At 48.8% G+C, this 14,363-nt stretch carries 12 protein-coding genes; 4 read left to right on the top strand and 8 right to left on the bottom strand.

Annotated elements, in window-relative coordinates; translation table 11 throughout:
- Positions 1-226: 226 nt before the first annotated feature.
- Positions 227-1,885: a glycerol-3-phosphate dehydrogenase/oxidase gene (locus tag BLV50_RS17415; protein WP_090809117.1), complete on the top strand. Its 1,659-nt coding sequence runs from the start codon at positions 227-229 to the stop codon at positions 1,883-1,885.
- 68 nt (positions 1,886-1,953) lie between these two features.
- On the top strand, positions 1,954-2,958 hold the full coding sequence (locus tag BLV50_RS17410) for a Gfo/Idh/MocA family protein (RefSeq protein WP_090809115.1): 1,005 nt from the start codon (positions 1,954-1,956) through the stop codon (positions 2,956-2,958).
- A gap of 115 nt (positions 2,959-3,073) precedes the next feature.
- Here BLV50_RS17410 and BLV50_RS17405 read toward each other — a convergent pair whose 3' ends face one another.
- Complete coding sequence (locus tag BLV50_RS17405; protein WP_062321783.1) at positions 3,074-3,361, bottom strand: winged helix-turn-helix transcriptional regulator; 288 nt, start codon at positions 3,359-3,361, stop codon at positions 3,074-3,076.
- Between the two features lie 424 nt (positions 3,362-3,785).
- Between BLV50_RS17405 and BLV50_RS17400 the strand changes: the two genes are divergently transcribed.
- Complete coding sequence (locus BLV50_RS17400) at positions 3,786-4,172, top strand: DoxX family protein (RefSeq protein ID WP_177031209.1); 387 nt, start codon at positions 3,786-3,788, stop codon at positions 4,170-4,172.
- A 180-nt stretch (positions 4,173-4,352) separates the two neighbouring features.
- Here BLV50_RS17400 and BLV50_RS17395 read toward each other — a convergent pair whose 3' ends face one another.
- The 3 genes from BLV50_RS17395 to BLV50_RS17385 all read right to left on the bottom strand — a co-directional run bounded on the left by BLV50_RS17395 (position 4,353) and on the right by BLV50_RS17385 (position 6,025).
- The gene (locus BLV50_RS17395) at positions 4,353-4,871 is read right to left on the bottom strand and encodes an AbrB/MazE/SpoVT family DNA-binding domain-containing protein (RefSeq protein WP_064641751.1); all 519 of its coding nucleotides are present in this window, start codon (positions 4,869-4,871) and stop codon (positions 4,353-4,355) included.
- Positions 4,872-4,976: 105 nt separating this feature from the next.
- Positions 4,977-5,657, bottom strand: coding sequence for a CidB/LrgB family autolysis modulator (locus BLV50_RS17390; protein WP_063567333.1), 681 nt, complete (start codon positions 5,655-5,657; stop codon positions 4,977-4,979).
- The gene (locus tag BLV50_RS17385) at positions 5,654-6,025 is read right to left on the bottom strand and encodes a CidA/LrgA family protein (protein ID WP_063567332.1); all 372 of its coding nucleotides are present in this window, start codon (positions 6,023-6,025) and stop codon (positions 5,654-5,656) included. Before BLV50_RS17385 ends, BLV50_RS17390 begins: the two co-directional genes overlap by 4 nt.
- 287 nt (positions 6,026-6,312) lie before the next feature.
- Between BLV50_RS17385 and BLV50_RS17380 the strand changes: the two genes are divergently transcribed.
- Positions 6,313-7,197: a cidABC operon transcriptional activator CidR gene (locus BLV50_RS17380; protein ID WP_090809111.1), complete on the top strand. Its 885-nt coding sequence runs from the start codon at positions 6,313-6,315 to the stop codon at positions 7,195-7,197.
- A gap of 193 nt (positions 7,198-7,390) precedes the next feature.
- Here BLV50_RS17380 and gcvPB read toward each other — a convergent pair whose 3' ends face one another.
- The 4 genes from gcvPB to BLV50_RS17360 are packed head-to-tail and all read right to left on the bottom strand — an operon-like array spanning position 7,391 to position 14,342.
- Positions 7,391-8,959 (bottom strand): aminomethyl-transferring glycine dehydrogenase subunit GcvPB, encoded by a 1,569-nt coding sequence (gcvPB, locus tag BLV50_RS17375; RefSeq protein WP_090809109.1) that lies wholly within the window; start codon positions 8,957-8,959, stop codon positions 7,391-7,393.
- Positions 8,960-8,986: 27 nt separating this feature from the next.
- Positions 8,987-10,387, bottom strand: a complete 1,401-nt coding sequence (gene gcvPA, locus BLV50_RS17370) for an aminomethyl-transferring glycine dehydrogenase subunit GcvPA (protein WP_090809107.1) — start codon at positions 10,385-10,387, stop codon at positions 8,987-8,989.
- Positions 10,388-10,435: 48 nt separating this feature from the next.
- The gene (locus tag BLV50_RS17365; protein WP_090809106.1) at positions 10,436-11,218 is read right to left on the bottom strand and encodes an SDR family NAD(P)-dependent oxidoreductase; all 783 of its coding nucleotides are present in this window, start codon (positions 11,216-11,218) and stop codon (positions 10,436-10,438) included.
- Positions 11,211-14,342 (bottom strand): beta-galactosidase, LacZ type, encoded by a 3,132-nt coding sequence (locus tag BLV50_RS17360; RefSeq protein WP_090809104.1) that lies wholly within the window; start codon positions 14,340-14,342, stop codon positions 11,211-11,213. Before BLV50_RS17360 ends, BLV50_RS17365 begins: the two co-directional genes overlap by 8 nt.
- Positions 14,343-14,363 lie beyond the last annotated feature (21 nt).

Below are 14,363 nucleotides of genomic sequence, written 5' to 3'. Positions count from 1 at the left end.
ATTCCATCCGCAGGCAGAACAACTTTTTGAAATTTTTTTGAATAATGTGTCATTTCAGGCCTTCACGCCGCCTTAATTGTGTGATAGGATTAAGTCACAAGTTAAAAAAATGATGTCTGGAGATCGGGAGAGACCACGTACCGCTCAGCAATTGCTGAAGCGAATGACGTGGTCTTTTTTTGTGCTTTTGTGGGTAAAACAGAGGTAATCAATGGGAGGAATCAGGATGACAACATCGTTCTCGGCGGAAAAGCGTACGGAATATCTGGATCGGATGGCGAATGCACATTTTGACATATTGATTATTGGTGGGGGAATCACGGGAGCCGGGATTGCGCTGGATGCAGCTTCCCGTGGATTAAAGACAGCACTGGTGGAAATGCAGGATTTTGCAGCAGGCACATCCAGTCGTTCGACCAAACTGGTGCATGGCGGTCTACGGTATCTGAAGCAGTTTGAAGTGAAAATGGTGGCTGAGGTGGGACGGGAGCGAGCGGTGGTGTACGAGAATGGACCGCATGTGACGACACCCGAACCGATGCTGCTCCCCATCTATACGGCGGGTACCTTTGGCCGCTTCAGCACATCCATGGGCCTGATGGTGTATGACCGGCTTGCCGGAGTGAAGCGTAGTGAACGACGTCAGATGTTAAATGCCGAGGCCGTCTCAGACAGTGAGCCATTGCTGCGCAAAGATGGGCTGCTGGGTGGTGGACGTTATGTGGAATACCGCACGGACGATGCCCGGCTTACCATTGAAGTGATGAAGGAAGCGGTACAGCGCGGGGCACAGGCCGTGAACTATGTAAAGGCAGCAGCATTCCTGAAGGAGAATGGGGTCATTACCGGAATTCAGGCTGTGGACCAGATCAGCGGTCAATCTTATGATTTGCGGGCAACCAAGGTGATTAATGCTTCCGGTCCATGGGTGGATGAGCTGCGCAAGATCGATGGGTCTCGCCAGGGCAAAACGTTGCAGATGACCAAAGGTATTCATCTGGTATTCGACGGTACGCGTTTCCCGTTAAGGCAGGCTGTATATTTTGATACACCGGATGGACGAATGGTCTTTGCTGTCCCGCGGGATGGGAAAACCTATGTGGGAACCACAGATACCGTATTCGAAGATGATCCCGCACACCCGTTAATCTCTGAGGCAGACCGGAATTATGTCATCGATGCCGTCAACGGCATGTTCCCGGACGTTCGGATTCGAGCCGAGGATGTGGAGTCCGGTTGGGCAGGTGTGCGTCCGTTGATTCATGAGGAAGGCAAAGGACCTTCCGAAATTTCCCGCAAAGATGAAGTGTGGGTAGCCCCTTCGGGGTTGATCACGATTGCCGGGGGTAAATTAACCGGGTACCGCAAAATGGCCGAGATGGTTGTTGATCTCGCTGCTCGCCAATTGGAGCAGGAGACGGGAAAATCGATAGGACCATGTATAACGAAAGAGATGCCAATCTCTGGAGGCCACGTTGGCGGTTCCGCCGGATTTGGCGCGTATGCAGAACGCAAGATTAAGGACGGCGTAGCACTTGGGCTCGACAGATCTACTGCGGAACGGTTAGCCCGAGTGTATGGTTCCAATGTGGACGCACTGTACGAGCGGATGCCTGATCCGCGGGCAAAGGCAGAGCTGCATGGTATGTCGCAGGAGCTGCTGCTGATGCTGCGTTATGCCATTGACGAGGAGATGGCTGTGACACCTGCAGACTTTTTTGTGAGACGCACCGGAGACCTGTTTTTCCGCATTGACGAAGTCCGTCAGTATAAGGCAGTAGTGATTCAGTTTATGGCTGAACGCCTGGATTGGCGAGAGGAGCAAGCGATACGGTATACGAATGAACTGGATCAGTTGCTCTTGGAAGCATCGGGCAAAATGTAATGCAGGATTTCGCATCTGGGGGTCGAATGGAACATGTAAGCGTGTAACAAGGAGAGGGGTTTACATCTATGACTTTACAGATTGGAATCATTGGAACAGGTTGGTTCAGCAAGGTACATGCAGATATTCTGGCACGAATGGAAGGCGTTCGTGTAGCAGCTGTCTGTGGAACAACGCTGGAAAAGGCGGAGGCTATGGCTTCCGTTTATGATGCTGTTGGCTACGGTGAACTTGAACATATGCTGGATGGTGAAAAGCTGGATGCAGTCTATATCTGTGTTCCTCCGATGTCTCATGGATCGATTGAAGCTGAATTGATTCGTCGGGGTATCCCGTTCCTGGTGGAAAAACCGCTGAGTACAGGCATGGATATTCCTCGTCAGATGCTGGATCAGGTACAGAAGTCTGGATTGTTGACATCGGTAGGTTATCATTTCCGTTATCAGGAGGCTGCACAGGTACTGAAAGAAGCGATGAAAGAGCAGACCGTCGGCATGGCGCTTGGGCGCTGGATGGGCGGAATGCCAGGAGTCGCCTGGTGGCGTCGCCAGGAAGGATCCGGGGGGCAGTTTGTGGAACAGACGACCCATATCGTGGATTTGCTGCGGTACTGTGCTGGTGAAGTGACAGAGGTATACGCTGCAGCGGCCCAGCGCAGCATGCATGAGAAGCACGAACATGTCACGGTAGCCGATGTGGCGAATGTAACGCTTAAGCTAGAAAGTGGGGCGATCGCGAGCATTGCCAACACTTGCCTGCTGCCAGATGGTGAAGGCGGCGCAGGGCTCCAGTTTTACACAGACGCCGGAGTCTGGGATTGGACGCCTGAACGTCTTCTTCTGCCAAGTGCTGCCCCTCATGCGATGGCAGGTCTGGAGATTCCAGCAGGGCATAACCCGTATGAGCGGGAAAATGAAGCGTTCATTCACGCCCTTCGTACCGGAGATCGTTCACGCATTTTGTCCGATTATGCGGATGCCTGCCGTACACAGGAAATTACAACGGCGGCATTGGTTTCGGCAGATTCGGGATTGCCGATACAGCTTCAGCGCTCCAAACATCTCTCTCATTAATCCTTTTATGACGTAACCAGAAATATAACCACATGAAAAAGACGCCTGAATCTGGACTGATCCGAAGATCAGTTCAATTCAGGCGTCTTTGTGTTGTACATGAATCAGAATCTGGCTACTTAGTAGACTGCTGCTGTTTCAACCAGTCTGAGGACCAGTTGTAAATCTGATTGATGACGGGTTCGATGGCTCTTCCTTTGGGCGTCAATTCATACTCTACGCGGGGCGGAATTTCAGGATACATATGCCGGGTTACGATACCTTCCATTTCCATCTCCTTTAGACGTTCGGATAATAACCGACCGCTAATCGCCATTTCTGCTTCCAGCTCTGTGAATCGTTTCGGTCCGGATAACAGTTGGTACATGATGAGCAGTACCCATTTCTTACCGATGATATCCATGGCCTGAGTAATGAGACAGGGACTTGGTGATTTTACTTTTCTCAGCTTCAACGTGTTCACCTCGATTCAAGTATTGATGGATTTCTTCGTATATTCGTATATATAAAAGTGCGTGGCTTTCTGCCGCTCTGACCAAAGTAAGGGACAATGAAGTCAACATGTTACTACAAAATGTACTGTAACATACCTTTTGTATGTATTATACACTATTCGTCAAAAAATTACTTGAATAAATAATGTTATTATTATATACTCACTTCATAAAAGTAAGTTAATGATTATTAATATGTATAATATCAGCACGTACCTTTTTTTGCAGTGCAAACTGCCCATTTTAAAAATAGAGTTACGCAGTAACTTTTACATAGATTGCTTTTTATACAACAGATGGATATGGACATTCATTTTCAGGAGGATTATACATATGAACAAGGGCTTAAAAATTTTGGGGTATATTGCGTTGGTTGTGCTTGCAGGTGTGTTTGTAATGGCGGGGGTTAACAAGGTTAGTGGAGCAGAGATGATGGTGCAGACTTTCGAAGGTTTCTCTTATCCTACATGGACGATGTATCTCATTGGTGCAGTAGAGCTGCTCAGTGCGGTGGGTCTGTTGATTCCACGAACTCGTATTCTGGCTTCAGGAGTATTGACGTTTATTCTGATTGGGGCTGTGGGAAGTCATCTGATTTACGGACAATATACGGCTGTTCCTTTCCCGGCAGTGCTACTGGTTGCCAACATTGTCGTTCTTATTATGGGCATGCGTAAACTGGAAGCAGAAGAAATGGATATGGATCTCGTGCAGGTCTAAAGAGTTAGACGCTGGAGTAACGAATATTGAAAAAGATGACCACTGTGATTAAGCGGTAGTCGTCTTTTTTACGTTTATCTCAAAAAAAAGAAGAACCCACGGATTTCAAAGGGTTCTCTTGCAACGGGACTTCTTGAAACGGAAGGTCTCCTGATTAATAAATAATCGAATAAATTCCTATTATAGTAGTTTTTTAAGTTGGGAGACGCGTCCTTGGCTAATGCCAAGCTTTTCCGCAATTTGCTGTTGAGCCAAACCAGGATTCTGTTCAACAATTTCCTTCATCTGTTGCAGCATGCGTGCCGTCTTCGGCCGCAGGTCCGGGTACTCATGGTTGGCAGCTGTAGTCCCTTCTTCCCATGCGGGAGATGAGACTGTGGCGGATTCGGTAGCAGGACGCTCCACGGGTGCAGGAGCCTGTTTGTTTGGAGGAACGAACCAATCGGGAGTGTCATCCGGGTGTTTTAATTGAATTGCACAAGTCCGGCAGATGAATTGCTCTTTGAAATACATTTCAGTATCCACATCACCGCAAAAAATACACAATGTTGATTTGTACTTTCTCAAAATCAACTCTTTCCCTTCAATGAAAAACTCGAGCGGATCGCCGATATGGATTTCCATCGTATCCCGCATTTCTTTGGGAAGGACAATTCGTCCAAGGCGGTCCAGAGATCTCTTCATTCCGGTTCTTTTCATCGCATCTCCCCCGCAATATTCACAATTAAAACCTGTCCTTATTGTAAGGAAGAAAGGGCTTTAATACAACAATAATATTTCAAGAAATAGGGTTAATTCCATCTATTATGGGAAAATAAGTTTGGATAGCACGGGTGCAACCGCTAATGTGAACAATGCGGCCAGTACCATGGAGATGCTGGAGATGGTTCCTGTCAGTGAACTGAGCTCAAAAGCCTTGGATGTGCCTGTTCCATGGGCACCGGTTCCAAGCAGCGTTCCACGCGCAATCTCGCCATCAATACGCAGCATTTTCACAATGGATGGCCCCATAATCGCTCCCAGCAGACCGGTCATGATGACAAAAACCGCCGTAACCGCCGGAATGCCTCCAATGGTAGCCGATACATTCATGGCAATAGGGGTCGTGATCGATCTTGGAATCAGACTATGAATGAGTCCGGAGTCCAGGCGCAGCCATTTGGCGAGCAGGGCAGAAGAGAGGACCGCCACAACGGAGCCCGTCATAACGCTGAAGACGATCTCGGAAATATGTTTTTTGAGTACATGGAAGAATGTATAGAGCGGAATAGCGAAGGCTACCGTTGCCGGTTGAAGCAGCAAACTTAGCCATTTACCACCACTGCTGTAGGCTGCGTAATCCGTGCCTGTTGCGAGCAGCACACCGACGACAAGAAGCGGCGTAATCAGCAGCGGAGACAGATACACTTTGGGCAGGTTGCGATACATGCGTTTGGCGACCAAGTAAATACCGACGGTTAACAAGAGACAGAGGAATCCAATCATCCGGTGTGACGCTCCTTTCGTTTGGCGATTCGGGTGGCAACAAGGCCTGTGCAGGCCATGACCAGAAATGTGCTAAGCAGAACAATAAACAAAATTTGCAGTCCATCTTGCTCCAGCATGGGCATGTAGTTCATAATGCCGACGGCTGACGGGATGAAAAACAGCAGCAGCTCACCGAGCAGCCAGGCAGCTCCAATTTCGATCCAGCGCAGCTTCACGACCCGGGTCTGAAGCAGAATGAATAGCACGATCATACCGAGTATTGAACCTGGTACAGGTAGATGGAGAGCACGGGCCAACTGGTCCATGAGCAGTGAAAAGGCCATCAAGAGCGCAACTTGCAAAATGCCAAGGCCCCATTTCTTCACTTCAATCCCTCCTTGTATAATGAACGTGATGATTTTGAGTTGTTTATGAAAATGAATGGAAGCGTTGTTTGAATCAATTTCATAACTCACTAAAAGTGAATTTAAGTAACTAGATATAGACAAATTGAATCGTTTTGATCTATATCTAGCCCTGATTGAAGCAGCCAAATGTATTATGAAAATGATTCATTTGATATCACAAATTTTACATCGCATTCTTTCATGAGTAAAATGCATATTAAGAATGTTTACCATTCCATTTATCTATGAGAGATGGGGATCAGACGATGGATATCCGCCATTTGCAATATTTTCTGGAAGTTGCGCGGCAGCAAAGCTTCACGAAAGCAGCCGAAGTGCTGTTCATTACACAACCGACGATTAGCAAAACCGTCAAAAGCTTGGAAGACGAATTGGGCGTAACTTTGTTGGATCGTTATGGCAAGAAGGTAGCGTTAACGGATGCAGGGCATGTCTTTTTTCGGCAGGCGCTGGAGATTGAAAAGTCATTTCGCAGCTTATCGTCCGAATTGGATGACTTGATGAATCTGAAGAAAGGACACCTGCGGATCGGCTTGCCGCCGATGATAGGTTCGAGCTTTTTTCCGATGATTATCGGTGAATTTCATAAAGCTTACCCACAGGTAACCATTCAGCTCTTCGAAGACGGTGCCAAAAAAGTAGAGGCCGATGTGATTAGTGGTGCACTGGATATTGGTGTCTCCGTTCTGCCTACCGTGGATGAACTCGCGGACCACTTTGTTTTTGTGGAAGAGAAACTGAATCTGATCGTACACCCTTCACACCCGCTTGCGGGCAAAGAGTCCATCGCGCTGCGCGAGCTGGAGCATGATGCATTTGTGCTGTTTCGGGAAGATTTTGCGCTGCATGACCGGATTATCGCCGCCTGTCAGCATGCGGGATTCCAGCCTCGGGTGGTGTACGAGAGTTCCCAATGGGACCTGCTCAGTGCAATGGTAGCGGCCAATCTGGGTGTGGCTTTGCTGCCAGAAACGATCTGCCGTGAGGTGGATCATATGCGTGTGCGCATTATACCTGTGATGGAACCTGTGATTCCGTGGCAGCTCGGCATGATTTGGCGGAAGGACCGATATTTATCCTTTGCAACCCGGGAGTGGATCAGTTTCACACAGTCCATGCTGAGTGAATAAGAAAATAGGTGTAAACGGGGAAGAGGAACCGGAGAGATCGTTATCTTAACTCCACTGAAAGCTATAGAATCATATTAAAGCGCCCCTCAACACGGTTGAGGGGCGCTGCTTTTCTGTCTATTTATAAAACGAGTAATATTAATGTTCCTCTATATGCACAATAAGAGTAGCTACAGCGTACATGCTAATGCAGTTAGTGAAGCTCTGGCTGTGTTTTTTTCAAATATGCACGCCAAGTAATACACCATTGTTTCGGGTCGTCCAAAGATGATTCGTCATTGCGATGCACCGTGCTGTTATGCGGAGCTGATTTGACGATATCTGGCTGAGTATAAGCTTCATTTGAGATATGCTCCAGCGCATGGATATATTCGTCGAGATCCTCCTTGGAATAGGATTCCGTTGGCTCCAGTGTGAACGGCTGTGGAACAATATACGGGTGATGAGAGGTCCAGTAATGCAAGCCAAAATCGCACATTCTTCGCGTAATATCCTCCGTCGTCACTCCAGTCTCATCCGTGAGCTGTTTCCAGCTGTAGCGGACCTGTTCTAAACGGCGTCCTTGGACATACGGGGCACTCGCTCCGCGTATTTGAACAATTTTATGATATAGATAGTTGTTATTCAGCACCGCCACCTGAGCGACATCCTTCAGACCGTCCGGTCCGAGGCTCATAATCCAGGCGTAGGAGCGGAGTACAGTTTGGGCTACACCGTGAAAACTCCGTACCTTACCAATGCTGACTTCCGTTTGATCTCTCAAAATATAACGTCCGTCATCTTCCTTATCCACCAAAGGGCCGGGCATGAAATTCTTCAATTCTTCCGTCACTCCGAGAGCGCCCGTAGCAGGACCACCGCACATATGGGGCGCAGCAAAGGTTTTGTGAAGATTGAAAAAGCACATATCAAAACCCGCTTCCTTCGCTCGTGTAATTCCGAGCAGGCCATTGGCGTTAGCCTGATCATAGTAGCAGACACCACCAGCTTCGTGCACGACATCCGTAAATTCGCGGATACGATAATTGTAGATGCCTGTGTCCTCTGGATTAGCCACAACAAATCCGGCAGTCCGCTCGGAGACAACGTTCTTCAGCTTCTCAAGGTCCGGGAATCCATTCTCGTCTGGATGCAACGTAATAATCTTATATCCCTTAACCGCAGCTGTAGCGGCTTGCGAAGGATGAGAGAAGATCGTTGTAATAATCTCATCACGTTGCTCACCTTCACCGCGCGAATCATGATAGGCGCGAACGATGGAGGCCATAGCCAGAAGTGCCTGGGTTCCGCTACTCGGCTGAAAGGAGAACGCATCCATACCCGAAATCTCTCGCATTGCCAGATCGAGATTGTGGAATATCTCCAGCATCCCCTGAACAGAATCCACATCTTGTAGCGGATGAAGCTCGGTCATACGTGGATTTCGGATAAGCATTTCGTTAATCCGGGGAATATATTTCATCGTGCAGGTTCCCTGACCAATCTCCACGTTCATATCCGATCCCAGCGTTTCCTGGGATAATCTCAGATAATGCCGCAGTACCTTTGCCTGCCCGATTTCTGGCAAAGCGGGAATAGTGCGCCGCCACATGGATGCCGGTATGTTGTCTTCTGCGGAGCCTACTTCAGCTGCTACAGTCGCTTCCGTTCCCGGCGGCACGACGCCTCGCTCCCCGGGTCGGTGAAGTTCAAAGATAACGGGCTCATCCCATTTAGCTTGGTGAAACTTCCGAACCTTATGATCTCTGCGAATTCGTTTCATGGCGTTCAGTCCTCCTCTATATGATCGTTATGATGTGCTGACAATGGAACGAAGAGTATCGACAAGTCGGTCCAAATCGGCCTGGGTATGCGTTTCCGTTACGCAGTACAGTGCACATTGACCCCATGATGGGTAGGATAATGACAGATCCTTACCTCCGAAAATCCCTGTTTCCATTAATCTCTGGTTAATCTCATTAACGGTTAGACCAATTCCATTAAAATCAACAACAAATTCTTTGAAAAAGGTGCCATTTTCGAAGTGAAGAGATACACCTGGAATTCGTGATATCTGTTTTGCAGCGTAATGCGATTTCTGGATAATGGTGCTGCCAACCTCTTGCATTCCAGCAGGACCGAGAAGAGCCAGATATACTCCTGCCGTAATGCCCCATAATGCGGTCTGAGTTCCTACCGATTCCTTGCCTTTCTCCCGAAGAGCGAATGATGTACGTTCATAGGCCACATCTCCGAAGCCATATTCGCCTTCCACTTCGGTTGGCACGATGCCAAATAGCCGGGAAGGGTATTCCATGACGTATTTTTCCTCATCACGTGTTGCAATGAAGCCAGCCTGCCCACCGCCAAAGTTCATATGCATACCCAGCGGCTGTAAATCTCCGCAAATGATATCGGCCCCGTAATGGCCCGGAGGCTCCAGAACTCCAAGTGATATGGGATCAACACCTACAATAGAAACGGCATTAATCTTATGAGCTAGTTCAGATATCTCGGCACCCTGATCCTCAATGATTCCAAGATAACCGGGATTTTCAAAGTATACTGCCGCCGTATCGTCATTTAATTTGCTGCGCAGATCATTCAGATCCATTCGTCCTGTTACCTGATCGATGTCAACATACTGAATGTCCATGACCGGAGTACAGTAATTACGAATAATCGCCGCCTTATCCGGATCTACGGAACGCGGGAGCAACACGGTTTTGCGCCTTGTAATACGCCCGGCCATCCGAATCGCGGTGGAAGCCGCCTGAGCCCAGTCAAAGGTTGGAACATTTACGACATCCATGTCCACGAGCTCGGCAAGCAGGCTCTGATATTCGAATAGGGCTTGGAATCGACCATGGTCTTCATAAGGTTCTCCGGCATAGGCCGTCACGAACTCAGAACGCTGATTGATCTCGTCGCATACAGCCGGGATGAAATGCTGCCAGCATCCTGCACCCAGAAAATTAAGATAATCTCCACTGTGCTTGTTCTTTGCTAACAGTCCATCAATATATCGGCGCAGTTCATACTCGTTCATGGCTGGCGGAAGGTCCATCTCCCGCTTCAGCTTCAGGCTGTCAGGGATCGCGTCGTGGAGTTGCTCCATAGACGTTAAACCAATTTCTTTCAGCATCGCGTCCCGGACCTCCGGAACGGTATTTGGAATATAGGGATGGGCATATGTTTTGTTGTCAGCCACAATTAACGCCTCCGTTCATATGTTGGGAAAATGGTAATTCTTATCGTCCTAAGCGATCCCGCCTCCGTCAACAACGAGCACACTGCCTGTTACCCATGAGGACAAGTCACTCGCCAGGAACAATACGGCATTCGCGATATCACGCGGTGTACCTAGACGCTCCAGCGGTCTGCCTCCTGCAGAGGCAACCAGAAATGCTGACTCATCCTGCTGTAGCTGCTTCGCTTCGTCACGCAGGAGAGGTGTATCCGTATCCCCTGGTGATACACAGTTGACTCGAATATTCGCCGCTCCATGGTCGATAGCCATGGCACGTGTCAGATTGACAACGCCTGCCTTTGCTGCGCAATACGCTGCTGCGCGGTCTCCACCTTTCAGTCCCCAACCTGAGCCTGTGTTAATGATGCTACCGCCACCGCTTTGCTCCATAATGGGAATTACATATTTAGAGAGGAGGAAGACACCTTTGAGTGAGACATCTAGTACAAGATCCCAGTCTCTTTCATCCAACTCGGTAACCGTTTTGCGGCGAATAACCCCTGCGTTATTGAACAGGACATGAATCCCTCCAAGAGCTGATTTAATCTCTGAGGCTGTACGTTCACAATCTGCGGCAGAGGTCACGTTACAGCAGTAAAAGCTGGCCTGGCCTCCCTGTTCACGGATACTGGCGACTGCCTCGTTACCCGCAGCCTCATTAATATCAATCAAGACAGCATGTGCCCCGAAGCTCGCTAGAAGCTCAGCGGTGGCCAGCCCAATGCCTGATGCCCCACCAGTAACGACGGCTACCTTGCCAGATAAATTCAAAACGTCCTGTGTATTAAGCATCTTTATCTTCCTCCATTTCATATTGCATCGCTTCTGTACTCATTCGGCGGCTCAGCCTTGTAGGCGCGCTATCCTCCGCCATATACGCCTGAAGCAAGATGCGGAACCGGAACGTTTCCGGTTTAACTGTATTCTCAGGCGACTGTGCTGGGCCGCAGCTGTTACTTCCCAGTCCGTTCTGTCGGTAATCCAGATTCAGAGTAATGAAATCACGAGGTGCCAAATCGCTCATATGCTGCGCCTTCTCCAGATCACCATCCGTGTAACGTCTAGCGCTGAAATCAAGCGTTGGCGCTCCTGCCGCCAGCAGACCGATTCCTGCTCCATCGGCAATCGAAACCCATCTTACATCTGTCCGATTTCCATTCTCTTGGGGATAAATATATGACGTGAACAATCCATCTACACTGCTCTGATATACGCCGAAGCGTCCGGCCTCCCGGCTATCCGAATAGCTCTCTCCCGGCCCACGGCCATACCATTTCACACGATCTATATCACCGGGAACTTTCATCTGAAGACCGATTTTCGGGAGCATAGCAGGTGGTGTTCCTTCCGGCATTCCCTTCACATCTATAATGATTAGTCCGCTTGCAGTAACCGTATAGGACGTTTCACAGCGGAAGCCCCAATCGTAGACAGGAGGTGCTATGCGTGAAGTCCAAGTCATACGCACAGATGTTTCATTCAATCGATCCCAGCGGAAGTCGTCTATCCGCTCGGTCAGTCGATCGAGGTGTGCCTTGCGCCAATCCGGGAGCACATACATATCGTTATCAATGGGAGCACGCCAGAAATTCAGTCGTGGTCCATGTTGAATGAGTTCCTTTCCGTTCAGGTGAAGTGAGGTGACCCCTGCACGTAGACGATTAAAAGAAATACGGAAACTGTCATTCGTAAGGATTAGCTCTCGCCCTTCTTCGGTAACTGACAACTTCTGCTCTACAGACAGCAGGGATGAGGGAGATACGGCTGAGGTGGAATGATTCGGCAGTGCAAACTGCGCCCAAGCCACCTCATGCCCCTGTGCCGCCCAAGCGCAGTCTGCTGCCAGCGTAAATCCGACATTCAGCCACATCTCCGTACCCGGCTCAAGATGAATCGACTGTTGATCTGTTAAATTCAAATGTGGAATCAATACGTTTGCGCTATCACCCGGACCAATCTGAGGAAGTACGAGTGCACCACTGTTTATGGTTCTTCCATCAGCCGTGACGCTGTAGTGAATCTGTAGATGATCTAATGTCACAAAGTCATACCGGTTCGTTACGCGAATTTTTCCTGCGTCTATCATTTCGACCCTTACAGGTTCGATGATTTTCTTATATTCAATGAGTCCCGGAGAGGGGGTGCGGTCTGGGCGAACCAGTCCGTCAATAACAAAATTACTGTTATTCGGTACATCCCCGTAATCTCCACCGTAAGCGTAGTCAGCCTTGCCATCGATTGATTTTCTGCTAAGCCCATGATCGATCCATTCCCAGACAAAGCCGCCTTGAAGACGCCGATAAGCATCAAAGGTGTCAAAATACGTCCGTAACCCTCCGGGTCCATTACCCATCGCATGGGCAAATTCGCATAGAATATGCGGTTTCGGATGATCGGTTAGCTGGCCGAATCCTTCCATTTTCTCCACCGAAGAATACATCGTGCTCACCACATCACATACTTCCGCTTCACGGTCTTCTTCATAATGGATAAGACGTGTGGAATCATTGGCTTTGCACCACTCAGACATCGCACGGAAATTGCAGCCGAAGCCCGATTCATTGCCAAGTGACCAGAAAATCACGGAAGGGTGATTCTTGTCGCGCTCCACCATACGGCGGATGCGGTCAACATAAGCATCCTTCCAAGCGGGGTCATCGCTAAGCCGTGAAATATTACCCAGCGGCTCAAAGCCGTGCGTCTCCAGGTCCGTCTCTTCCATAACGTATAACCCATACTCATCACACAGATCATAGAACCGCGGGTCGTTCGGATAATGTGCTGTCCGCACCGCATTGATATTGTGCTGCTTCATCATTTGAATATCTTCGAACATGGTGGTTACCGTGACGGTTCGTCCCGTATCTGGATGATGGTCATGCCGGTTTACTCCTTTGAGAAGGATCGGTACTCCATTCACCAAGAACTGTCCATCCTTGACTTCCACACGGCGGAACCCAACTCGCTGGGCAATCGTTTCTATAACCTGATTCTTCGAATCAACCACTGAAATGATTAGATGATATAAATAAGGAGATTCAGCATTCCATAAAAAAGGCTTCGCCACAGGCAGATTGAACTCGACACTTGCAGGATGGTTTAGATTCTTCTCAGCAGACAGGATCTGCTCGCCAACGTTATTCAGCAGTTGCAACTGTACCTTGCCCTGAACTTCTTCTCCATCCAGATCTAAGCGGACCGACAGTACCGCATTGGTAAACTCTGTATCTAGCTCCGTTACAATTCGATAATCTGTAATACGGGATGCTGAAGGCTCGGAAACCAGATAGACATCCCGGAAAATGCCACTCATCCACCACATATCCTGGTCCTCCAAATAACTACCGTCAGACCACTGGTATACCCGGACCGCCAATCGGTTAACTCCCGCCTGAAGGAAAGGGGTCAGATCGAACTCTGATGTCAGGCGGCTGCCTTGGCTGTAGCCGACAAATGAACCATTCAGCCATACATGAAAGGCGCTATCTACACCGTCGAACTTAAGTGAAACAACTCTTCCGTCCCAATGGTCTGGCAGCGTAAATTCCCTTATATAGCTGCCCGTTGGATTATCATTAGGTACATGAGGAGGATCAACAGGGATTGGGTACTCGAGATCCGTGTAATGCGGATTTCCGTAGCCTTGCAACTGCCAGTGGCCAGGGACACGAATATCATCCCAACCTGAGGTGTCATATTCATTTTGATAAAAATCCGGGGTGGCCAGATCTGGCCCCTCAGCAAATTGGAACTTCCAAATACCGTTCAGCGATTTGAACCACGGAGAGCTTCCTCTGTCATAGCTCAGAGCACTTTCTTTATTGGAATGAGGAATAAAATAGGAGCGACTCTTCGCACGGTTTCTCTCCAGCACGCTGAGGTTATCCCAGTCGCGCTCAATGTTCATAACAGTCATGATCGTCAATCCTTTCCTCTA

It is taken from the genome of Paenibacillus sp. 276b (assembly GCF_900107875.1).
Taxonomy (GTDB): Bacteria; Bacillota; Bacilli; order Paenibacillales; family Paenibacillaceae; genus Paenibacillus; species Paenibacillus marchantiae.
Note: the sequence above shows the minus strand (reverse complement) of the source record. Positions and strands in the feature narration are given on the sequence as shown.

Excerpts from the sequence above, each read along its gene's own strand:
- BLV50_RS17390 (WP_063567333.1), bottom strand. The coding sequence starts at position 5,657 with ATGATTGGATTCCTCTGTCTCTTGTTAACCGTCGGTATTTACTTGGTC.
- gcvPB (WP_090809109.1), bottom strand. The coding sequence starts at position 8,959 with ATGAAACGAATTCGCAGAGATCATAAGGTTCGGAAGTTTCACCAAGCT.
- BLV50_RS17380 (WP_090809111.1), top strand. The coding sequence starts at position 6,313 with ATGGATATCCGCCATTTGCAATATTTTCTGGAAGTTGCGCGGCAGCAA.
- BLV50_RS17395 (WP_064641751.1), bottom strand. The coding sequence starts at position 4,871 with ATGAAAAGAACCGGAATGAAGAGATCTCTGGACCGCCTTGGACGAATT.
- BLV50_RS17405 (WP_062321783.1), bottom strand. The coding sequence starts at position 3,361 with ATGGATATCATCGGTAAGAAATGGGTACTGCTCATCATGTACCAACTG.
- BLV50_RS17410 (WP_090809115.1), top strand. The coding sequence starts at position 1,954 with ATGACTTTACAGATTGGAATCATTGGAACAGGTTGGTTCAGCAAGGTA.
- BLV50_RS17400 (WP_177031209.1), top strand. The coding sequence starts at position 3,786 with ATGAACAAGGGCTTAAAAATTTTGGGGTATATTGCGTTGGTTGTGCTT.
- BLV50_RS17360 (WP_090809104.1), bottom strand. The coding sequence starts at position 14,342 with ATGACTGTTATGAACATTGAGCGCGACTGGGATAACCTCAGCGTGCTG.
- BLV50_RS17365 (WP_090809106.1), bottom strand. The coding sequence starts at position 11,218 with ATGCTTAATACACAGGACGTTTTGAATTTATCTGGCAAGGTAGCCGTC.
- BLV50_RS17415 (WP_090809117.1), top strand. The coding sequence starts at position 227 with ATGACAACATCGTTCTCGGCGGAAAAGCGTACGGAATATCTGGATCGG.